Genomic DNA, 20990 nt, shown 5'->3' on the forward strand with positions numbered 1-20990 from the left:
AAGAGAATTTCATCAAGAAATTCTACAAGCAAAGCAAACTGGGAGTGGACGACGAATTTAAAAGAATTCTGTCCCACTCCCTTATTTTTTTATTCTTCAACAAGTTTTCGATACTTTCTTACTGTGTCAAAATCGCTATCTTTCGCTTTCTCATAGCCTTGATGTCCATAAATATCTGTCAGTATTGTTTTACCTTTCTTTGTTTTACTCATCTCTAAAAATGCGTTACTGATTTTTGTTTTCCATTGCTGATCCATATCACTACGCACTGAAATCGTATCATTGGGTATTTTTTCTGTTCTATAAATCACTTTAGTATCTTTATAGATATTTGGGTAATCACGTTTTAAATCTGCGCGTGCATCCTGGTATGTTGCTACGGCATCGACATCACCATTTAACAATGCTATCAATGCTTGATCATGACCTTTGATTTGAGCAATGTTAATGTCATTTTGATGGATATGTACCTTTTTTAAGCTAGCCATAGGATAAATATATCCAGATGTAGATTCTGGATCTTGTAACCCTACCTTCTTACCTTTTAAATCTTCTAACGTCTGTAAATGACTATTTTGACGTACTACAATTTGTGAACGATAGTAGTCGACCAATTTCGAAGTTGGATGTCCTTTATCATCTACCAAATAACCTTTAGATTTTAATAGTACATCTGCAGCACCTTGGTCATGCGCGATTGTATAAGACACAGGTGAAATAAAGGCCACATCTACTTTTTTTGATTTTAATGCTTCTACCATCGTATTATAGTTAGTCGCTATATGTACCTTCACAGGAATGCCTAATTCTTTTGATAACAGTTGTTGTAATGGTTTAACTTTAGCATCTAATGTCTTTGCATTTTGTGAAGGTACAAATTCAACATTTAGCGTTTCTGGTTTATAATCGTCTGAACGTTTATCCTCTTTTGGTGAGCAACCACTGAGTGCGACGACGAGCACGATAAAGCTCATGAATAATACAATTATTTTTTTCATCATTTTTCCTTTTGTAAAATATAAATTTTAAAGACTTAAATTGTATTATAACGTATTTCTATTATAAAGAAGTGTAAATGTATAAAAAAAGCTATCCACAAAGTCTTTGACTTTGCAGATAGCCCTGATTCAGTTTGTAACAGATATACGTATTAACTTAGTATAAGCCTTTAGTTTCATTACTTGTATCGATAAAGATGTTTTTAACTTGTTGATAGTTTTTGATTGCATCTTTATAAATTTCTCGACCGATACCTGATTTTTTGTAACCGCCGAATGGTGCTCCAGCTGGGAATTGATTATACGTATTAATCCAAATACGACCTGTTCTTATCGCTTTAGCCACGTTTAGTGCACGATTAATATTTGTCGTGAAGATACCACCTGCTAAACCATATTCAGAATCGTTTGCAATTTTGATTGCTTCTGCTTCATCTTCGAATTTCTCAACAACGACAACTGGTCCGAAAATTTCTTCTTGTGCCAATTGATGGCTATTGTCGTTAATTTCAATAATTGTTGGTTCGAAGAAATATCCTTTATCACGTCCATTGTCAGTTAAGCGATGACCACCTGTTAAGATATTAGCATTGCTATCTTCTTCGGCAATTTTAACGTAACTTTCAATTTTTTCAAGCTGTTCTGGACCTGTTTGCGCACTCATTTTGACATCTTCATCGAATGGGTCGCCTACTTTAATATTTTCAAACGCTTCTTTAAGTTTCGGCATTACTTTATCATAAATTGATGATTGGACTAATAAACGTGAGCCTGCACTACAAACCTCACCTTGGTTAAATAAGATACCTAATTGAACGCCTTCAATTACTAGATCTAAATTAGCATCATCAAAAATGATATTTGCACTTTTACCACCGAGTTCTAATGTTGTTGGTACAATGCGTTCAGCACCTGCTTTAGCAACACCATAACCTACATCCGTAGAACCTGTAAATGATAATTTATTAACGCCTTCATGATTGAAAATCGCGTCACCTGATTCAGAACCTTTACCTGTTAAGACGTTCACAACACCTTTAGGTAATACGTCTTGGAAAATTTTTGCAAGTTCAATTAATGATAAAGGTGTTGAAGACGATGGTTGGATTACAATTGTATTACCTGCAGCTAATGCTGGCGCTAGTTTCCAAGAAGCTAATAGAATTGGGAAGTTCCATGCAACGACAGCACCAACGACACCAACTGGTTCATTGATCACTAAACTCATTGTATTGTCATCAATTTCATTGACTGAACCTTCATCAGTCGTTAATACACTTGCGAAATATTTAAATTGATTGGCTGTTAATGGCACATCAATTGTTGATGTTTCTCGATAAGGCTTACCATTTTGAAGTGATTCAATTGTCGCGAAGTGTTCAACCTTTTCGTGAATTCGACGACTAATTTCTAATAAATAATCCGCACGTTCTTCTTTAGATGTTTTACTCCAACTGTCAAAAGCATCTTGTGCAGCTTTAACTGCTTTATCAACATCAGATTTACTTGCTTTGGCTACTTTAGCTAAATCTTCACCATTAGCGGGGTTAGTTACAGTTAATGTGTCTCCACTTTCACTTGCTTGAAATTCACCGTTGATAAATAAACCGTATTGTTCCTCTAAGAAATCTTTAACGTTTACTTTTGTCATTTTTCATCATCCCTTTATAAATATTTATGAAAAACCATATGTGCGTTGTGTTTACATCAAATGTAAGCGCTTGCTTAAAGCTAATGCTATTTTACCTTATTTAAATTTTTAAATACACTAACTTGCTTGTATTTCATTTCCATATTTATAAGTAGTTAAACATTAAGAACAGAGAGCGCCTGAGACATTGATTGATGTCCAAGACGCTCTCTTTACACTTCATTAAACCCATTCGATGACATCATCGGCTGGTTGACGTACTTTAGCTTTAGGATCATGTTTACGATAGCCAAACGCAACCATTACAGATGGCGCAAACTGTTCTGTATCTATAACTTGTTCTTCAGCTAAAATTTCAGTAACTTTATCCAAATCAAATCCTTCCATAGGACATGAATCAATACCTAATAATGCTGCAGATGTCATCATATTAGCTAAAGCAATATACGTTTGCTTACTTGCCCAATCTAACAATGTTCTCTCGTTATCATTAATATGGAAACTTGTTTGGAAGTCATTGTATTTGTCTTCTACTGCTGGAATCGTACTTTCTTCATATTTTTTGATACCTCGAACGATATGTTGTACATAGTCTGAGTCAGCAGTCACGTTTTTGCGTGCAAGAATAATAACAAAATGACTAGCAGTGCTGAGTTGTTTTTGTGCACCCCAACTATAAGGTTTTAATTTCTCTTTTAAATCTTCATCCTCTAGAACAATAAAACGCCAAGGTTCTAACCCTAATGAACTTGGTGATAAGCGCCCCGTTTCCAATATTGTATGAAAATCTGAATCGCTCACATGTTTCTCTGGATCAAATTCCTTCGTTGCATGTCTGAAATTAAACGCGTTTAGGATTGTATCTTGCATCGAACTCATAAAATATTTCCTCCTTAGATTATACTAATTTGATTATATAAGACGTTTCCTTTAGCCTAAAGTTATACGCTTACAATTGTCATCAATTAAAAATAAATGGAAATTTACTATTTTTATGTGAAATTTTTAACAATTGAAAAAATAAATTTCAATTTCCCTATTGATTTGTGAATAAATTCACAATATAATATATTTGTAAGTTAAGTAATAGAGATGTTTCAAATCATTATTCCTATTAATAATTCACATTTCTATAGACAACTTAGGAAAACTTATTTATTAATTATAAATTCATACAAAATGAAGTGAGGTTATTAAAATGACAAAAATTATGTTTTATGGAACTCGTGACTACGAGAAAAATGACGCTTTAAACTGGGGTAAAGCGAACAATGTTGAAGTTGTTACAACTGAAGAAATCTTAAGTGAAGATACAGTTGATTTAGCTAAAGGTTTCGATGGTGTCACTACAATGCAATTTGGTAAATTAGCAGAATCTGTTTATCCAAAACTTGAAGAATATGGAATTAAACAAATCGCTCAACGTACTGCTGGTTTCGACATGTACGATTTAGAATTAGCTAAAAAACATGGCATCATCATTTCAAATGTACCTAGCTATTCACCAGAAACAATTGCTGAATATTCAGTGTCTATCGCTTTACAATTAGTACGTCGTTTCCCTGCAATTGAAAAACGTGTTCAAGAACATAATTTCAAATGGGCTGCTCCTATCATGTCTACACCTGTTAAAAATATGACAGTAGCGATTATCGGTACAGGACGTATCGGTGCTGCAACTGGTAAAATTTATGCTGGTTTCGGAGCTAAAGTAGTAGGTTACGATGCATACCCTAACAATTCTTTAGACTTCTTAGAATATAAAGATTCAGTTGAAGAAGCAATTGCTGATGCTGATATCATTTCATTACACGTACCAGCAAACAAAGAAAGTTTCCACTTATTCGATGCTGATATGTTCGCTAAAGTGAAAAAAGGTGCAGTATTAGTAAATGCGGCTCGTGGTGCTGTTATTGATACACCAGAATTAATTAAAGCAGTTAATGATGGTACATTATACGGTGCTGCGATTGATACTTATGAAAACGAAGCAGACTACTTCACTTATGACTGGACTGGTAAAGACATCAAAGATGAAACTTTATTAGAATTAATTGAACATGAAAATATTTTGGTCACTCCACATATCGCATTCTTCTCTGATGAAGCTGTGAGAAATTTAGTTGAAGGCGGATTAAACGCAGCATTATCAGTTATTAATACTGGTAAATGTGAAACTCAATTAAACTAAGATATGTGTTTAATAAATAAAAATCAGGAGATCGCTAAAAGTTGCGTATTCTCCTGATTTTTTATTATTTCAATACTTCTTGTTCTATCACTTGTAAGACGCCCTGTTCATCATTGCTTGGTGCGACTGCTTTTGCGATTTCAAATAATGTTTCATCATGACTATTAGCCATAACATAGCTGTGCTCAGCTAATTCAAGCATATCTTTATCATTGTTCGCATCTCCAAATGCCATCAAATCAGAAGCAGACATATCCCACGCTTTTAACAAGCGCTGAAGTGCTTGGCCTTTTGTCATGTTTGGCATAATAATGTCTATACTATCATGTCCACTAGATACGAGTTTAATGATGTCGCTAAATTTCGCTTCTAGATCCTCATCTAATGTCGAATGTGTGTCTCGATTAATATTTAATGCAATTTTGACATATTCATCTTCTGGCAAAGGCTGAAAAGAATCAATCTCCTCTAACTGATGATAGTAGAAATGGGCATCTTTCTTAAAAGCTTCACTCGTGTCTTTTAAAATATAAGCACTTTTCAATCCGCAAACTATAAATTCACTAATGTTTCGCTCAATATTTAAATAATCAACCACTGCTTTGTAATTCGATGTATTAAAGCTACGATGATTGTATAGCGTATTTCCTTTATAGATCACTGCACCATTTTCAGAAATAAAGAACATATCTCTTTCGCCAAATATAGATTTTAGTTTCGCAAATTGATTGCCACTTGCGGCTATAAATTCTATATTACGTTCTTTTAATGCTTTGAAGATCTTCTCAAAACGGTCTTTATCATAATGCTTATTTGAATCTAAAAACGTGCCATCCATGTCTACTGCTATTGCTTTAACCATGTGTACTCCCCCTAGTCCGTTGTATTCACATTTATTATATCTGTCATCTCTTTAAGGTTGAAGTTTACGCTTTCATGATGAAACTATATTCACATTCTGAAATTGTGTACAAACGCTAAAAATAGCGCCCTTCATTTTGATAGCTAAATTAAAAAGAGTGAAACAGCATTCTTAATGAATGTACTGTTTCACTCCGATTAACTTACGTTTCTAAATTCAGGCAATGCTTAAATCCAAACACTTAAATGCTTTAGCTTTTAAGGTAATTCATTATTTCACTTGTTTCGCAACAAATATTTTACGCTTTTCCCAAACGCCAGTTTGTTCATTATAATCATCACAAGTGATTAATGTTAATTGATTCTTCTCGCCTTTATGTTCATTAAGGACTTCCACTTGGTCTGGATTAACATCACGGATACTTGTCATTTTATATTCTCGTGTTTCATTCCCTATTTTAAAGTAAACCTTACTCCCTTTTTTAGCTGCTTTTAAGTTAGTGAATTGGTAATGTGGTCGATCGGTAAATGTGTGACCAGCAATAGAAATATTCTGATCACTTAGTGACTCATCCTCTTCAGCAAAGCTTACACCGCGATTTAACTGTTCTGGTGTCGCAGGACCAGGGTAAACTGGTTCTTTAATTTCTGCATCTGGTACTGAGATATAACCAGCCATTTTAGATTTGTCTTTAGGAATCGTCGGCGTTTGCTTACTATTTGACTTATCGTTTTTATCATATTGTTCAATTTTGTTGTCGTTGTCTTTTTCATGTAAATAATTATCAATGTGTGGCTTAGCAAATAAATATATTGCTATTAAAATGAGGATGACCCCAATGATTGTCATCAATCGATTGATCCAATTCTTCATTATATGTTACTCCTTTAATGTACTTTCTTAGGTCATAGTATATCATTTTTACTTCATAAGTTTAATTTAATTCATCGTGTCATATTTAATGACATACAGTTGCAACAAAACAATTCTCGCTATAAACTGAAACAAACTTTGAAAAGTAGGTGCCATAATGATTAGAGAAGCAGTACTTGAAGATTTACCGGCAATCTTAGCTATTTATAATGACGCAATATTACATTCAACAGCCGTTTATACTTATGATGTCCAAACGCTAGATGAACGAAAAGCTTGGTTTGACGCAAAACATCAAGCACAAGAACCAATATTTGTATTTGAATATGAAGGTAAAGCCGTGGGTTTTGCGACTTATGGTCAGTTTAGAAATTGGCCTGCCTACTTATATTCGATTGAACATTCAATCTATGTTGATCAATCGAATCGTGGCAAAGGCATTGCTTCCCAATTACTACAACATCTTATTAACGATGCGAGATTGAAGAATTATCGTACCATTGTAGCCGGTATCGATGCGTCGAATAACAGTAGTATCCAATTACATAAGAAATTTAACTTTAAACATGCAGGCACCATTACGAATGTTGGCTACAAATTTAATCAATGGTTAGACCTAGCATTTTACCAATATGATTTACATGCAAAATAAAAGAAAAGTAAGTGAGCCCCTTTTACTCACTTACTTTTCTTTTATCGTCTTTTTCAAAAAGGTCTTCTTTCTCGTGAAAGATTTCTTTTTTAAATAACGTTTCTATTTGTTTTCTCTTTTTCTCCGCAATCACAAAACCCACATAATAAAATAGAAATACAATAATCATACTTAATGACATTGATTGTAGTAAGAGATTCTCCCATGTTCCCTCGACAGTCCATAATTGTGTGATAGTTGTGTTGGTCACGAATACAAAAAAGATGATACATAACCTTAGCATATCATCATCCCCTTTTGAGTTATTTTATCTGTATTGGTGAAATTTTGCAATAACTTTTTTAATTTTCTGATAAATATATGCAATTTTAAATCATTTACATGACACACCTATGATTAAATAAAAAAGCCATCCTCAAATGCCTCACAGACATTCAAGAATGACTTATAACTATGGTGGGATTATGAGAAGCTATTCACTTCTGCTTCACCAAAGATTTTACGTTTGATTGCTTCACCAGTTGGTGTACCTGCTAAACCACCAAGTCCTGTTTCTCTTAATTCAGCTGGTAAGCCACGTCCTACTTTATCCATTGCTTCGATAACTTCATCCACTGGAATTCTACTTTCAACACCAGCTAATGCTAAGTCAGCAGAGATTAATGCGTTACCAGAACCAATTGCATTACGCATTACACATGGAATTTCAACTAAACCAGCTACTGGGTCACATACTAGACCAAGTAAGTTACTGATTGCTAGTGCCATTGCGTGACCAGATGCTTCAGGTTCACCACCGAAGATGGATACCGCAGCAGCTGCAGCCATTGCTGAAGCTGAACCAACTTCTGCTTGGCAGCCACCTGTAGCACCTGCAACACTTGCGTTATTAGCAACAACGCGGCCAAATAATGATGAAACGAATAAGAAATCTATCATTTGTTCTTCTGTAAGGTCATGTGTTTTTTCTAATTTAAATAATACGCCCGGAATCGTTCCGGAGGATCCAGCTGTTGGTGTTGCACAAATGATACCCATTGCTGCGTTTACTTCGTTAGTAGCAACTGCGCCTTTCACTGCTTCAACCATTTCATGGCCTGATAAAGCATGATTATTTTCATTATATTTAGCAAGTTTAATCGCATCTTGACCAGTATAACCTGTTACACTTTTAACGCCTTCGCCAGTTGATCCTTTAACTACAGCATCTCTCATGACGTCTAAGTTCTGTTTCATTGTTTCTCTAACTTCGTCACGTGTTTTACCTGAAAGTTCCATCTCTTCTTGGATCATAATATCTGCGAAAGACATTTTATTTTCGACTGCGTAGTCTATTGTTTCTCTAATTGAATCAAACATCTTTAATCCCCCTCTATTTAATATAGGATATATTTAAGTGACTATATTTTTCTTTAATTTGATCTAACGTTGATTCAGATAATGCCTTGTTTAGTGGTAATACTGCTAAACTGAAATTATCGCCCGTTTGTGTCATTTCTTCTTTTATGTCAGCACCAAGTTCACTTACATCATTGATAAAATGATTAACTTCTGATTTATTTGCCGCCCCATCCATTTCTAAGATAGGTAAACCATAGTTAAAATCAATGTATAAACCTTCTACGCTAATGCGTTTTAATTTAATTGTACCGCCACCGATTGAATTCCCAATGACTTCAATGTGACGTCCATTACCTTCTGCAACAAGATACGCACAGTTAGGATGTTCACCAATACTGTCGCCTTCTTCTTCAATAATGTTCACTTCGATATTTTGGTCTTTAGCAATTGCTAATGAACTTTTAATACGACTATCAAAAGTGCTGTAACCCATTGCACCACCAACGATGGCTAAATCCGTACCGTGTCCTTGATGTGTTTGAGCAAAGGATTCGTAATAATGAATTGTGAGTTTATCTGGCTGTACGCCACCTAATACCGCATATGCAGCATTACCAATTTTAACTGCTCCTGCTGTATGAGAACTTGAAGGTCCCATCATGACAGGCCCAATAATATCAAATGCGCTTTGATAATCGTAGCTTTTTTTAGTAGCCATAATTAAACACTCTCCTTAGGTTGTTTCTGTTTACTAGGCAATTTAATACTCATGTCCATTAGGTTGAATTTTTTAATTAATGTACTGAAGATAAATGCTAAGATAACACTTACAACTGCAACTGTAATGATTGTGATAATTGATCTTGTAGCATCGTTAAATCCGAATAACACGATTGCACCTGCAATTGGTGTTGCCATACCTTTAACACCGATAACAAGTCCACTAAATGTTACGATACATGCGTTTACTACACCGATAATTGCGTTTGTACCATACAGTTGTAGAGGGTATTTTGCAATTAAATCAATTTGTGTTAATGGTTCAACAAACACTGCGAATGCTTTTGATTTACTTCCGCCAATATTAAGTCTGCTGAATAATACATAGTTAACAAATGATGAACCTGTACATGTTAATGCACCGATAGCCATTGGTATACCAGTTAGTCCTAATAAACTCGTTAATACCATTGAACTTAGTGGTGTCATACCCGTTACAGGAATAACTAATCCTAAAATAACTGCTAATGCGTATGGATTGCTGTCTCCTACTGATGTAACTGCGCCACCGATTTGATGTAATACAGCCATAACTCCTGGGCTAATAGCTGTTGCTAAACCAAATACAACTGCTGGAGCAATTAAAATCACAGCAATTAAGTCCAAGCCTTCTGGTACTTTTTTCTCGATAAATTTAATACCGAATGAAATAAGGTACGCTGCGATAAATGCTGGTAATAATTTAAAGTCATGTAATACGAGACCAACAATAACTGCAAATACAGGTGAGATACCCATTTTCAAACACGTTAAGATACCAACTGCAACACCTGCAAGGCTTCCTGCTAAGTCTCCTATAGTTTGTAAAAATTCAATATGGAATACGCCACCAATAGCGTAACTTAGGAATGCTTGTGGTAAGAAAGTCGCACAAGCAGCTCCTGATAATGCTTGTAGTCCTTGTTTACCGTATGGCGCGAAGTTTAAGAATAGCGTCATAACGATAAGCACTAATACGAGTGTACCCACTCCTAAAATAATATTCATTCCCCAAAACCTCTTTCAATTTATTTAAGAACCATAGTCATACTACACCCTCTAGAAAACGATTTCAAGACTTATTCAGTGACAAAAATGTAAATTTGTGAAATAAATCACATTAAGAGACTTTTTGAGGATAAAATATTTTTAATTTGAAATCTTTTGAAAATATCTAAATAATTTTAGTTATTTTACACCACTAAAACTACCTTTGTAACCCTTTTCAAGGCAACACTAATATTTGTAATAATTAGTTAAATTGTACACATTTATTTTGTTATATATTCACTTTAACGTGTCAATTTATAGATACATAACAAACTGCTCACAAATGAAAAAATTGTAAAATTTAAATTATTAAGTTTTTAGCACAATAAACGGGCGTGGAGCAGAATTTGTTATGAATTCATTGTTCCACGCCCAACTTGCTTGGCTTGTAGTATTGCTTCTTATCATCTTTTTATTGCGTTCTCTCCTAAAAGGCTAACGCTCATTAGGTTCATACCTAGTTGCCGATTTGAACGATTAATCTTCAATCTTTAATAAAGCTTCAGTTAATTGATGTGTGTGATGGTAAATGTCTTTGTATACTTTATAATATGCTTCGTATTGTGCGTGTCTAGTAGCGTCAGGTTCAAACGTTTGAGCAACATCAATAAATTTCTCAACACATGCATCAAAGCTGTCAAACCAGTTCAATCCATAAGCTGCAATCATCGCCGCGCCCATACTTGGCCCTTCTTCATGTTTCAATTTTCTGATCGTCGCATTGAAAATATCTGCTTGCATTTGTAACCAAAATGAACTTTTGGCACCGCCACCGATTGAAGTGATATGCGTTATCGTCTTACCTGCTTCTCGCATTAATTGTATAGAGTCATATAATGAGAACGTAATACCTTCTAGCACTGCTCTCGCAAAATCCGCTTTCTTATGGCTACCATTAATACCAATAAAACTGCCACGTATAAATGCATCTCCATGTGGTGTACGTTCACCTGCTAAATATGGTGCAAATAGCAAATGGTTCGCGCCAATGGTTGACGTACTGGCTTGTTGAACAATATCATCAAAGCTATCCTGTTCAAAGAAGGTTTGTTTAAGCCAGTTTAAACTGTAACCCGCAGCTAACGTCACACCCATAGCATAAAATGTTTGAGGCACACTATGATCAAAGAAATGGATATTGTTAGTGTATTCAGTATAACCATCACTTTCTACATTAAGGACAACACCAGAAGTTCCGATACTACAAAGCGTATCATTACCATTGATGATACCCGCTCCAATTGCGCCACAGGCATTATCTCCCCCACCAGCATAAACTTTCACAGGTGATTTAAAACCAAGTGTTTCCAGTAGTTCTGAGCGTACTTCGCCAACCGCTTCTGTCGAACGTACTAAAGGTGGATAAATATCCCCAATACCTAAACGTTCACCAACATCTTTAGTCCAATCATGTGTTTCTGGACTTAATAATAGTGTACTCGCCGCATCTGAATATTCCATATGTATTTGGCCTGTTAAACAATAACGCACATAGTCCTTAGGCAATACAAAAACACTCACTTGTTCCCACAATGATGGCTCATGTTTTTTCATCCAAAGCATCTTAGGTAACGTAAACCCTTCAAGTATTGGATTGCCATTTAATCTTTCTCCGTATATGTCTTTGATTTGCATACATTGTTCGGAGTTGCGTGTGTCATTCCAAAGAATCGCGTGACGTACTGGTTGATAATTGCTATCTAGAGGCACTAAGCCATGCATTTGCCCTGAAAATGATAGTCCTTTAACACTATAATTTGCCATTTCAGGTGCTTGATTTATACGTTTAATCCCTTGTTTCACCGCTTCAAACCATTCATTTGGATCTTGTTCACTATAGCCAGCACGGCTTTGTATCAAGGTTAAAGGTTCACTTGTCGAAGCAATCACTTCACCCTGTCGATTAACCGCAATGATTTTAACTGCACTGGTACCCAAGTCAATTCCTAATACTACGTCTTCCACAACCATTCCACCTTTATCAATCAATTGTAAGCGTACATTCCCTTACATATTAAGTAAGCAATTCAATATCTTTTTATTTTATATAAATTTTAAATTAAATTCAAAACCTTTATATTTATCATATCGATTCTGATGATATTTTCAATAGTAAACTAAGATTTCAAATCTTTTTCAATAAAAAATAAAGCAAGGGTGGAACAGAATCCACTTTGAATTCATTGTTCCACCCCCATAAGAATGACTAAATATCGATTATGTTGATATAGATATACATTGCTTCTCAGTTTAGCCAACACATGCACATTGATACTAAACTATCAAACGTTTTGATACCAATTGCTTACGATGCTATTTCTAATAGATCACTATTATCTATTACCCACATCTTGGCCAATTTCAACCGTTTGATCATTTTTATTATAAATGGCGCCTTGAACACTACCAAAGTTAGCGTCATTACGTTTTTCTTGAACACCGTAGCCCATACTCTTGAAGATATTAATATCTTCATCGCTCGTTGCATTTTCATAATAAATCGTACCACCATCATTATAGAAACGTGGTTTATCAATAGATTCTTGTAACGTACCATTTCCTCTAAGGTAGTCGATAAGTACTTCGTTTAAAATCGTAGGGATTTTGTTTCCGCCTGGTGTACCAATACCCATATAGAAATCTGGTCCGACAACAATCGATGGTGACGTATATGAACGTGGTGCTTTATGTTTATCACCATAGTTTGGACTATTCGGATCACTTGAGAAGTTTGTTAACGAGTTGTTCATATAGAAACCTTGCTTCATAAATTTACCTGCGCCAAAGAAACTAGATAATGTATTCGTTGTACTAGCGACTTTACCGTTCTTATCAATTACTACGAAATGCGTTGTACTCGTAGTATCAAGTGATGTATCAAAGTCACTGTTCGTTTCATTGCCACCACTGTTCACATTATTTAAGTTATCTAATAAATAGTCTTCTAATAAATGTGAATCACTATTTGCTTCTTGACCATTAACGATATCCCTATTTCGATACATTACATCACGTGATTTAACAATACCATTAATGTAATCTGCTCTATCATTGCTCGAATTGGCGCTTTCATCAATTTTCAATCCTTGTAACATTAAAGCACCACCTAAAGGGTTTGAAGCAGAGTAGATTGTGTTATTGAAATATTTGGTTGATACAGGTCGTTTTTCTTCAGTTTTAAATGTTGAAAAGTCTTTTTCAGTTAATTCACTATCGACTTGTTTATATATACTTTTGGCGATGTCTTTATAAAAATAGTCAGGCCCTTTATCTCTAATACCTTTAATTGTTTTAGCTAATGCAGGTTGTTTCACCACATCACCTTCACGTACCGTACGTTTTCCTTTAAAGAATGGAGAGTTACGGTCGATATCTGATCCATATATTTTTAAACTACGTTCCAATTCTGAATCCACTTCGAAACCATCTTCGGCTAATGGCACAATATAACTGAATATTTTCTTCTCGTCCATTTTACCTTCACGTTGATGCATATCATGCATACCCCTAACAAATCCTGGCGTACCAATTTCATCGCCTTTCTTATAATTATAAGAAGACAATGTTTTATATTCATACATCTTAGGTTCTTCACCATCATTACCATTGTATGTAAGTGTGGCACCACCGCCACCTAATCCTGATGAGTGTGGTTCTGTTACTGCTAATGCATAGGAAACACCTACAGCCGCATCTACTGCATTACCACCATCTTCAATAATTTTATTTCCGACACGTGTGGCAATAGGGTTATTTGATGCTACACCATATTTTTTACTACTGCCAGAGGATTTATGATCTGCAATTTTATTTTCGAATAGTGTATCTTTATCAGGATTGTCTTCTTTATTGAAATAGTAAAAGACAAAGGATATCAAAATGGTGATAACTAAAATGACTGATAATGTCACTTTACTATAAATATTCATACTAACTGGCCCCTTTAGATAAATATTGCTCCGTTGCATCTTTTAATTCATTTTTCTCAAAATTATCAAGGCCTTCGTTCGCTTTGGCAAACGTTACCATTAACAGAATTGCAATTATAATGAGCGTTGTTACAATACCTAACCAATGCTTTTTAATATTCAAAGGTATATCCTCCATTCTCCTTTTTAAGGTGAATTGATTTGTCGTTAATATTATTGTAATAACGTTGTGCCTCTATCTTGTTCATGTTGTCTTTTGTTATCTTGCCATCTGCACCACGTACTGGCGTAATGCTGAATTTATGATGTTGTCCATTCCAATCGTGTTGAACGACCATCCCTTTTTGATTTTTAGATAGGAATGAATCTGACGTTAAATTACCTAAACTATAAAAGATACTCGCATTTTTATATTTTTCAACTTTTTGAACGACCGAATTATGGCCGATGATGACATCTGCGCCAGATTGCACTAAAGCATGCGCATACTCTTTTTGACGATCCGTTACACTACGTTCATTCGTAATACCCCAATCCACGTTAACAACAACTAAATCATTATTTTCCTTTAAATTTTTGATCAGCGGAACAAAGATTTTAGGATCTAAACTAATAGATGTTGTATTTTTAAGTGGATCTTCATAATTCGAACCTACATCCGTAAATGACACATTGGCTATTTTTTTACCTTTTACCGTTTGTTGTACCGTTTTACTGTTAATTGGATTCGAACCGTTACCAGTCATAAAGTTATAATCGGTTTGTGCTTCTACTTGTTTACTCAAATCTTGGGCTTGCACATTATCAATCGTGTTATTGATTAAATTGACACTTTTAATATTTTGCTTTTTCAAGAACATAATATTCTCAATATTCTTCTTAATATTCGTTTTCGGATCATTTGAGAAGTGGCTTACTAAGAGTGACGCCGTTGAGAAGTCACTGTGTTGAAGCGGTTGTTTCAAGCCATTAAACACATCGTTAAGATCCATTTGTCTAAAATGTTTATTCAATGTGATATTACCTAAATATGTACTACGAATATAATCATTACCTGAGCTTGGCATAGCCTCAACTGGCTCAACTTTCACAGCTCTAATAGCGAATACCAGAAGTACAAGTGCAACAATTAAAACGATAAGTGTATAAATGAAGTTAAGGCGTTTGTGTCGTTTAGATTGCTTAAGTAACCATTCGCTCGCTGATAACCGTTTTTTCTTTTTCATTACTCTGCGCTCCTTGCTCGCGATTAATTAATAAAGCTATATAAGAATAAGATGATATATGTGATACAAGTAAGTAACATCGTTGTTGACAACGTAATCACGACACCTTGTTTTTGAATTGTATTCGCAATGATTCCTGGAATAACGACACCAATACCAGACACTTGAACCATTTCAAATGGCGTCAATGGATAAATCAAGTCGAATAGGAATTTAAGAACCATCCCAGTTAAAATCATCGCCGCAAATTTTCTTCTTCCGTACAAAATAACCCATCTACTAATACCATATGTAACGATGAAAAATGTTAAACAACTAATGACTAACACAGATAACAACATGATGGGTTGATCAAATATAAGTGCTAAATAGCCTGGTACAACGAGCCCTGCTGGATTAATCCCAAATTTCTCGGCAAATATTAAACTTAATACGATACCGACAAATAGGGAGAAGTATAATTCTGAACCTATCATTTTATTCTATCCCTTCTATAAATTCTGCTATTCTACCACCTGGACCATGAATATTACCTACACAGAAAATGAGTGCATTGTGTGATTCTTGCATGATGGCTTTTTCAATTTCTAGAAACTCACGGTTTTCAAAATTAAGATATTTTTTGTCAGGTAAGTGTTGCATTAAGTCTGTCACCATTTGCGTACTTTTACCGGTACAAATCAGTGTGTCAAAGTCTACATCGTCAATAAAGTTCTCAACAAATTGACGTGTTCTATCTACCCTGTCTGAACGACAATTTAAAATAACTACTTTTTTTGTATATGGATAGTTGTAAGATTCAACTTTGTTCAAAATCGCTTTAGTCGATTGTGGTTCATTGGCAGCAAATGCATTAACAAATACATTTCGTGTGCGATTTGCATTAAAATATTTAATTTCTACTGCGCCAGGATCTGGTGGTGCATTTAACATACCTCTTAATGCAGTATCCTTATCTATCCCAACAGCTTGCGCAACGCCTAATGCGATTGCAACGTTATCTGGAAAGACAAGATAAGGGAACTTTCTTAAATAGGATTCAGGAATTTTATCTTTATCGACAACGATTAACTTCGTTTTTCGTTTTTTAGCTTCTTTTGCGAAAAATTTAGTATAATCGTCTTTCATCACAACTAATGTCCCTTTGTATGGAATTGTTGCAGTAAACGCTTGTGCAACATCTTGAAGCGTAGGTCCAAGCACATCCATGTGGTCTTCCATAACATTGACGATAACGCCAATATTGGCTTTGACTAAATCCTGTTGAAAGGTAATCTGATAATCTGGATTAACTGCCATACATTCGTTCACTAGCGCCTCGGCTCTTTGTTTAACCACTTTGCGCACGATGTCACGTTGCTCCCCAATATTAGCACCTTGGGGTTTCCTAATGACTGGATATTCTTTGTCAGTAAACCAATATAACATTCGGGCATCTGTTCCTGTCGTTTTACCTATCACATGATAATGATCCTCTCTTAGAATGCTATAAATCATTCTAGTGATAGTTGATTTACCTCGAATACCGTTAATGTTGATTCTAATCGGAATCTTATTAAGTCGATTTGTATGACGCTTTTTCTCTTTAATACCGAGCCATAAAATCAATGCGATACAAATTATAATGAGAATCACAGTATAGTCCCTCTCTTTGATTGTTTTTAATATTAAGTTGTCTAAATACGTATTGCGTTAATATGTATATCAAAAGTGATGTTTCAACACTTTCTATAGAAGTTGTTAATTAATAAAACGTCTTTTTTATCATGAACATTTTAAACGAATTATTACTTCTAATAAGGGTATGCTATCATTTACGTATTTAGTCAGTTTTAATATTGTAAATCTAATGTAAAATTATATTAACAAAGATTAATTTTTTTAGAAATATTCAATATTTTAAAATTACAAATAAAGACTAATTTTAAAAATATTTTTCTAAATTTAATATTTAATATGTATTATCTGATAAATCATTAAATATTTACGCCATATTTACATTAAATTAAAATTCTGATGTTACTTTAAAGGTAAATAAAGATACAACTTTAGGAGGATACTGATGGGTAAACCTTTGACTAAACCTGTGAAAATAGCAATTGGCATCTATTTAGCAATGGTATTATTCGTTTGTTCAAGCTATTTAGTATTTATTCTTGTAGGTAGCTTACAAGGAAACGATATGAGTAATTCAGTTTTAGACACAGACCATCAACACATTAATCGTGTTACTAAAGATTCTAACGAAGGCATTGATGATACGAAGTTAAACAAAGCATCTGCAACGCGTGATGATGTTGCGAAAGAAGAAATGACTTTAAATTCAAATGATACAATTTTAAATACAGATACCGAAAAAGTAGGCGCACATTCATCTGATTGATGAACATTGCACCTACTTTATTTTAAGTGTTTCGCATATTTGATTTGGAATTGCTTCGGTGTAAGCGAATATTTATGTTTAAAACTTTGTATAAAATAACTTGTTGTTGAAAAACCACAATCCATCGCTACTTCAGTCACATTTCGATGATGATACATCAGCTGCTTTGCACTTTGCTCTAGGCGATAGTTTTGTAAAAAGTTCAATGGTGTGTCTCCTGCAAATCGTTTAAATAACTTGATTGTTTCCGCCTCACTCATATGAACCATACGACTTAATTCGCTAAGTTTAACTTTTTTATAATAATGATTTTGTAAGTATTGAATACATTGCTTCACTCTTGGATCAAAGAAATATTGAGTGACTTGTTGATACTGATCAAAGATATTTAACAGGTGATTTAAACATTGATAAAATTCACTAAGAATTTGTAGTTGAAAATAACCTTTTTGAGCTATATAAATTTGCCCTACTTTCTCAATCCGTTTCAATAAATGAATGCTCTCTTCATCATTTGGACTTAATTTAATAAACGGAATAGACTGCGCTTGATCTACAATATGACTGACATACGTAAAGTTAATATATTCTGTAACATTAGGTAATCCAATATTCCAGCAATAAAAACGTGCCCCTTCATCTACATCATGAATTTCATGTACAACGTTGGAGTTAATAAATAATCCTTCACCCTCATGAATCACTAGTGTATTTTCTGCTAACTTCACCTGAATTATCCCATCTGTCACATACATAAATTGTAATGCATAATGCCAATGTAGCGGTATATAGCCGAGTAATGTCTTATTTAGCGTCGTATGTAAAATAACATGTGGCCAACGACGATCAGGATAATTAATCTTTTCTTCCAAATTTGCATTAACAGTCATTTCAGACGTCATCTGTAATCACCTCAATATTTTGATACTTTTACTCATTATTTGAGTATTATCCATTTCATAAACATTATATTATGAGATTTATAATAAAACAAAATACAGATGGAGGTGCATTGTATGAATCACACACAACATAGACTAAAAGGTGTGTTATTTGCAATTATAGGTGCTACTTTGTGGGGATTAGGCGGAACAGTTTCGGATTTACTGTTCAACCAACGCGGTTTAGATGTTGATTGGTATGTCACTGCACGCCTATTAATCAGCGGCGTCTTCTTATTAAGTCTTTATAAAATACGACGCCCTAAACAATCTATTTTTATTGTTTTTCGAAATCCTAGAACAATCGTTAGTTTGCTTATTTATAGTTTAATCGGTATGCTATTTGTTCAATACGCTTATATGGCATCGATCGCAACTGGTAATGTTGCTGTAGCTACCCTTTTACAATACATTGCACCTGTGTATATCATCATTTGGTTCGTTATACGTGGTCTCGATGTATTCCGTCCATTTGATATTTTAGCCATTGCAATGACATTAATTGGAACATTTTTACTTTTAACAAATGGATCGATTTCTCATTTAGTTGTATCTCCTACAAGTTTATTCTGGGGCATTATCGCAGGTTTAGCACTTGCGTTTTACACGATCTATGCCACAGGTTTGCTTGACAAGTTCCCATCTATTTTAATCGTTGGATGGGCAATGATCATTTCTGGTTGTGCCATGAACTTTAAACAACCTATTTGGGATGTTAGCTTTAATACTATGAGTGCATCTACAATCGTTTATTTGATATTTGGTATTATTGCTGGGACTGCTTTAGCATTCTATTTATTTATCGATAGTCTCAAATATCTATCGCCTAAAGAGACAACATTATTAGGTACCATCGAACCAGTCATTGCAGTTGTAACAAGTGCCTTATGGCTTGATGTTACGTTTCAATCGATACAAGTGGTTGGCATTGTATTAATTCTGATCTTAATTTTAATGTTATCGCTTAAGAAACAACCTGAAGAGATATAACCAATGAAAAGCGCCTAAGACGTTTACCATGATTAACACAAGTGGGATAGCATTTACGATGCATTGATTTGACCACGCAGTGATTCATTTCGTCCTAGGCGCTTTCTTTTATAGAATAATAGATTTAAGTTGTGTAAAGAATTTCTGTCTTTCTGGTAATGGGAAAATCGGATAAATGTGGAATAAATTATATCCTGGTATAAAATCATGTTCAATGCCTTTCGCATTCAACATTTTAGATAATTTTAAGGCATCTGGATATAACGTTTCTTTGGTACCGATAAAGATGGATAATCGTCCTAATCCTTCTAAATCACCATTAATCGGAGAAATTCTATAATCTTCAATTGGTAATTGACCTGCCCATAATTTGATGAAGTATTGACTACCTTCTATCCCCAACATAGGATCGATGCGTTCATATGTTTTAGCATCTGGATTGCGCATCGTACCATCTAACACTGGTGATAGCATTACGATATGACCCGGTTGAGGCAACGTCGTTTCTGCTTTTAAATATTCTGCAAATGATAATGCGATTTGTCCACCTGCTGAGTCTCCCATAATAATGAGTTGATCTGTATGTTCAACTTTGGCAACCTGCTTATCATAAATGAGCTTTAATAATTCAAATGTCGTGCGGTAATCACGATGAGGCACTTTAGGATAAATTGGCATAATGACCTTCGCATCAAGTTGTCCTGCAAGTTCATCGATAAAATTAAAATGGTTTTCTAACGGATCTTGGAACCACGCACCACCATGAATATATAACACCACTTTTTGTTGATGGTTACATTGATCATTCACAATATATGTCACACAGCCATTCCAACTTTTTGTTCGAACATCATGTTTAAATTCATAACTTGTGCCACCATATTTACCGGCCGTAATAGCTTTAGTTTCTTCTAATGCTTTTTTAGCATCTGCCTCATTCTCAAATGTTTTTTTCATACCAGACATTCGTATATACTTTTCAGTTATATAACTCTTATAACTACGTTTTTCTTTTACTTTAATAAATGCTAATGTACCTAATATCGCAGATGTTGCTACTGTTAATACACTTTTTTTCATCGTCTTGATGACCTCCTATACATTTATATATTATAAACCTTAAATTCCAAATCATTTAGTAATT

Annotated in this window: 20 protein-coding genes and 1 pseudogene; 4 read left to right on the forward strand and 17 right to left on the reverse strand. The window is 34.4% G+C overall.

Features of this window, described 5'->3' with window-relative positions:
• Positions 1–89: 89 nt before the first annotated feature.
• The 3 genes from KA828_RS04055 to KA828_RS04065 all read right to left on the reverse strand — a co-directional run bounded on the left by KA828_RS04055 (position 90) and on the right by KA828_RS04065 (position 3528).
• Positions 90–998 carry a phosphate/phosphite/phosphonate ABC transporter substrate-binding protein gene (locus tag KA828_RS04055; RefSeq protein ID WP_210125468.1) on the reverse strand — a complete coding sequence of 303 codons (909 nt, stop codon included), beginning with the start codon at positions 996–998 and terminating at the stop codon, positions 90–92.
• A gap of 157 nt (positions 999–1155) precedes the next feature.
• A complete protein-coding gene (locus KA828_RS04060) occupies positions 1156–2649 on the reverse strand; it encodes an aldehyde dehydrogenase family protein (RefSeq protein ID WP_210125469.1) in 1494 nt (497 codons plus the stop codon).
• A gap of 222 nt (positions 2650–2871) precedes the next feature.
• Positions 2872–3528, reverse strand: a complete 657-nt coding sequence (locus KA828_RS04065; RefSeq protein ID WP_210125470.1) for an NAD(P)H-dependent oxidoreductase — start codon at positions 3526–3528, stop codon at positions 2872–2874.
• Between the two features lie 319 nt (positions 3529–3847).
• Here KA828_RS04065 and KA828_RS04070 point away from each other — a divergent pair, with 319 nt between their 5' ends.
• On the forward strand, positions 3848–4840 hold the full coding sequence (locus KA828_RS04070; RefSeq protein ID WP_075108156.1) for a D-lactate dehydrogenase: 993 nt from the start codon (positions 3848–3850) through the stop codon (positions 4838–4840).
• 64 nt (positions 4841–4904) lie between these two features.
• Here the strand turns inward: KA828_RS04070 and KA828_RS04075 are convergent, their stop codons facing one another.
• Positions 4905–5702 (reverse strand): Cof-type HAD-IIB family hydrolase, encoded by a 798-nt coding sequence (locus KA828_RS04075; RefSeq protein ID WP_075108157.1) that lies wholly within the window; start codon positions 5700–5702, stop codon positions 4905–4907.
• A 270-nt stretch (positions 5703–5972) separates the two neighbouring features.
• On the reverse strand, positions 5973–6575 hold the full coding sequence (gene srtA / locus KA828_RS04080; protein WP_193838949.1) for a class A sortase SrtA: 603 nt from the start codon (positions 6573–6575) through the stop codon (positions 5973–5975).
• 157 nt (positions 6576–6732) lie between these two features.
• On the opposite strand from srtA, the gene KA828_RS04085 reads away from it, so the two are divergent.
• On the forward strand, positions 6733–7227 hold the full coding sequence (locus tag KA828_RS04085) for a GNAT family N-acetyltransferase (protein ID WP_210125471.1): 495 nt from the start codon (positions 6733–6735) through the stop codon (positions 7225–7227).
• A gap of 115 nt (positions 7228–7342) precedes the next feature.
• Here the strand turns inward: KA828_RS04085 and KA828_RS13105 are convergent.
• The 10 genes and pseudogenes from KA828_RS13105 to pgsB all read right to left on the reverse strand — a co-directional run.
• Positions 7343–7510, reverse strand: a pseudogene (locus tag KA828_RS13105) (hypothetical protein); the annotation flags it as partial.
• Positions 7511–7689: 179 nt separating this feature from the next.
• Positions 7690–8586: an L-serine ammonia-lyase, iron-sulfur-dependent, subunit alpha gene (sdaAA, locus tag KA828_RS04090; RefSeq protein ID WP_053028816.1), complete on the reverse strand. Its 897-nt coding sequence runs from the start codon at positions 8584–8586 to the stop codon at positions 7690–7692.
• Between the two features lie 13 nt (positions 8587–8599).
• Positions 8600–9286, reverse strand: coding sequence for an L-serine ammonia-lyase, iron-sulfur-dependent, subunit beta (locus KA828_RS04095; RefSeq protein ID WP_210125472.1), 687 nt, complete (start codon positions 9284–9286; stop codon positions 8600–8602).
• A 2-nt stretch (positions 9287–9288) separates the two neighbouring features.
• Positions 9289–10335: a PTS sugar transporter subunit IIC gene (locus KA828_RS04100; RefSeq protein ID WP_075108161.1), complete on the reverse strand. Its 1047-nt coding sequence runs from the start codon at positions 10333–10335 to the stop codon at positions 9289–9291.
• 519 nt (positions 10336–10854) lie between these two features.
• Complete coding sequence (gene xylB / locus KA828_RS04105) at positions 10855–12348, reverse strand: xylulokinase (protein ID WP_210125473.1); 1494 nt, start codon at positions 12346–12348, stop codon at positions 10855–10857.
• 362 nt (positions 12349–12710) lie between these two features.
• Complete coding sequence (locus KA828_RS04110; protein WP_210125474.1) at positions 12711–14306, reverse strand: gamma-glutamyltransferase; 1596 nt, start codon at positions 14304–14306, stop codon at positions 12711–12713.
• Position 14307: 1 nt separating this feature from the next.
• Entirely contained in the window at positions 14308–14469 is a 162-nt protein-coding gene (locus tag KA828_RS04115; RefSeq protein ID WP_174841346.1) for a hypothetical protein, read from the reverse strand.
• Complete coding sequence (locus tag KA828_RS04120; RefSeq protein ID WP_210125475.1) at positions 14459–15532, reverse strand: CapA family protein; 1074 nt, start codon at positions 15530–15532, stop codon at positions 14459–14461. The genes KA828_RS04115 and KA828_RS04120 overlap by 11 nt, the downstream gene beginning before the upstream one ends.
• A gap of 23 nt (positions 15533–15555) precedes the next feature.
• Positions 15556–16008, reverse strand: coding sequence for a poly-gamma-glutamate biosynthesis protein PgsC (gene pgsC / locus KA828_RS04125; RefSeq protein WP_075108165.1), 453 nt, complete (start codon positions 16006–16008; stop codon positions 15556–15558).
• 1 nt (position 16009) lies between these two features.
• Positions 16010–17167, reverse strand: a complete 1158-nt coding sequence (gene pgsB / locus KA828_RS04130; protein WP_210125476.1) for a poly-gamma-glutamate synthase PgsB — start codon at positions 17165–17167, stop codon at positions 16010–16012.
• A gap of 427 nt (positions 17168–17594) precedes the next feature.
• On the opposite strand from pgsB, the gene KA828_RS04135 reads away from it, so the two are divergent.
• The gene (locus tag KA828_RS04135; RefSeq protein WP_210125477.1) at positions 17595–17915 is read left to right on the forward strand and encodes a hypothetical protein; all 321 of its coding nucleotides are present in this window, start codon (positions 17595–17597) and stop codon (positions 17913–17915) included.
• A 17-nt stretch (positions 17916–17932) separates the two neighbouring features.
• On the opposite strand, the gene KA828_RS04140 is transcribed toward KA828_RS04135, so the two are convergent.
• On the reverse strand, positions 17933–18817 hold the full coding sequence (locus KA828_RS04140) for an AraC family transcriptional regulator (protein ID WP_075108168.1): 885 nt from the start codon (positions 18815–18817) through the stop codon (positions 17933–17935).
• A 114-nt stretch (positions 18818–18931) separates the two neighbouring features.
• Here KA828_RS04140 and KA828_RS04145 point away from each other — a divergent pair, with 114 nt between their 5' ends.
• Positions 18932–19846, forward strand: coding sequence for an EamA family transporter (locus KA828_RS04145; protein WP_245336036.1), 915 nt, complete (start codon positions 18932–18934; stop codon positions 19844–19846).
• A 108-nt stretch (positions 19847–19954) separates the two neighbouring features.
• On the opposite strand, the gene KA828_RS04150 is transcribed toward KA828_RS04145, so the two are convergent.
• Complete coding sequence (locus tag KA828_RS04150; protein WP_075108170.1) at positions 19955–20926, reverse strand: alpha/beta hydrolase fold domain-containing protein; 972 nt, start codon at positions 20924–20926, stop codon at positions 19955–19957.
• Positions 20927–20990: the final 64 nt, after the last annotated feature.

Origin of the sequence: Staphylococcus sp. GDY8P85P (assembly GCF_017892405.1) — a bacterium.
GTDB classification, from domain to species: domain Bacteria; phylum Bacillota; class Bacilli; order Staphylococcales; family Staphylococcaceae; genus Staphylococcus; species Staphylococcus borealis.

What these genes read in the sequence shown, in the direction of transcription:
- KA828_RS04055 (WP_210125468.1), bottom strand. Translation starts at nt 998, where the DNA reads ATGAAAAAAATAATTGTATTATTCATGAGCTTTATCGTGCTCGTCGTC.
- KA828_RS04060 (WP_210125469.1), bottom strand. Translation starts at nt 2,649, where the DNA reads ATGACAAAAGTAAACGTTAAAGATTTCTTAGAGGAACAATACGGTTTA.
- KA828_RS04065 (WP_210125470.1), bottom strand. Translation starts at nt 3,528, where the DNA reads ATGAGTTCGATGCAAGATACAATCCTAAACGCGTTTAATTTCAGACAT.
- KA828_RS04070 (WP_075108156.1), top strand. Translation starts at nt 3,848, where the DNA reads ATGACAAAAATTATGTTTTATGGAACTCGTGACTACGAGAAAAATGAC.
- KA828_RS04075 (WP_075108157.1), bottom strand. Translation starts at nt 5,702, where the DNA reads ATGGTTAAAGCAATAGCAGTAGACATGGATGGCACGTTTTTAGATTCA.
- srtA (WP_193838949.1), bottom strand. Translation starts at nt 6,575, where the DNA reads ATGAAGAATTGGATCAATCGATTGATGACAATCATTGGGGTCATCCTC.
- KA828_RS04085 (WP_210125471.1), top strand. Translation starts at nt 6,733, where the DNA reads ATGATTAGAGAAGCAGTACTTGAAGATTTACCGGCAATCTTAGCTATT.
- sdaAA (WP_053028816.1), bottom strand. Translation starts at nt 8,586, where the DNA reads ATGTTTGATTCAATTAGAGAAACAATAGACTACGCAGTCGAAAATAAA.
- KA828_RS04095 (WP_210125472.1), bottom strand. Translation starts at nt 9,286, where the DNA reads ATGGCTACTAAAAAAAGCTACGATTATCAAAGCGCATTTGATATTATT.
- KA828_RS04100 (WP_075108161.1), bottom strand. Translation starts at nt 10,335, where the DNA reads ATGAATATTATTTTAGGAGTGGGTACACTCGTATTAGTGCTTATCGTT.
- xylB (WP_210125473.1), bottom strand. Translation starts at nt 12,348, where the DNA reads ATGGTTGTGGAAGACGTAGTATTAGGAATTGACTTGGGTACCAGTGCA.
- KA828_RS04110 (WP_210125474.1), bottom strand. Translation starts at nt 14,306, where the DNA reads ATGAATATTTATAGTAAAGTGACATTATCAGTCATTTTAGTTATCACC.
- KA828_RS04120 (WP_210125475.1), bottom strand. Translation starts at nt 15,532, where the DNA reads ATGAAAAAGAAAAAACGGTTATCAGCGAGCGAATGGTTACTTAAGCAA.
- pgsC (WP_075108165.1), bottom strand. Translation starts at nt 16,008, where the DNA reads ATGATAGGTTCAGAATTATACTTCTCCCTATTTGTCGGTATCGTATTA.
- KA828_RS04135 (WP_210125477.1), top strand. Translation starts at nt 17,595, where the DNA reads ATGGGTAAACCTTTGACTAAACCTGTGAAAATAGCAATTGGCATCTAT.
- KA828_RS04140 (WP_075108168.1), bottom strand. Translation starts at nt 18,817, where the DNA reads ATGACGTCTGAAATGACTGTTAATGCAAATTTGGAAGAAAAGATTAAT.
- KA828_RS04145 (WP_245336036.1), top strand. Translation starts at nt 18,932, where the DNA reads ATGAATCACACACAACATAGACTAAAAGGTGTGTTATTTGCAATTATA.
- KA828_RS04150 (WP_075108170.1), bottom strand. Translation starts at nt 20,926, where the DNA reads ATGAAAAAAAGTGTATTAACAGTAGCAACATCTGCGATATTAGGTACA.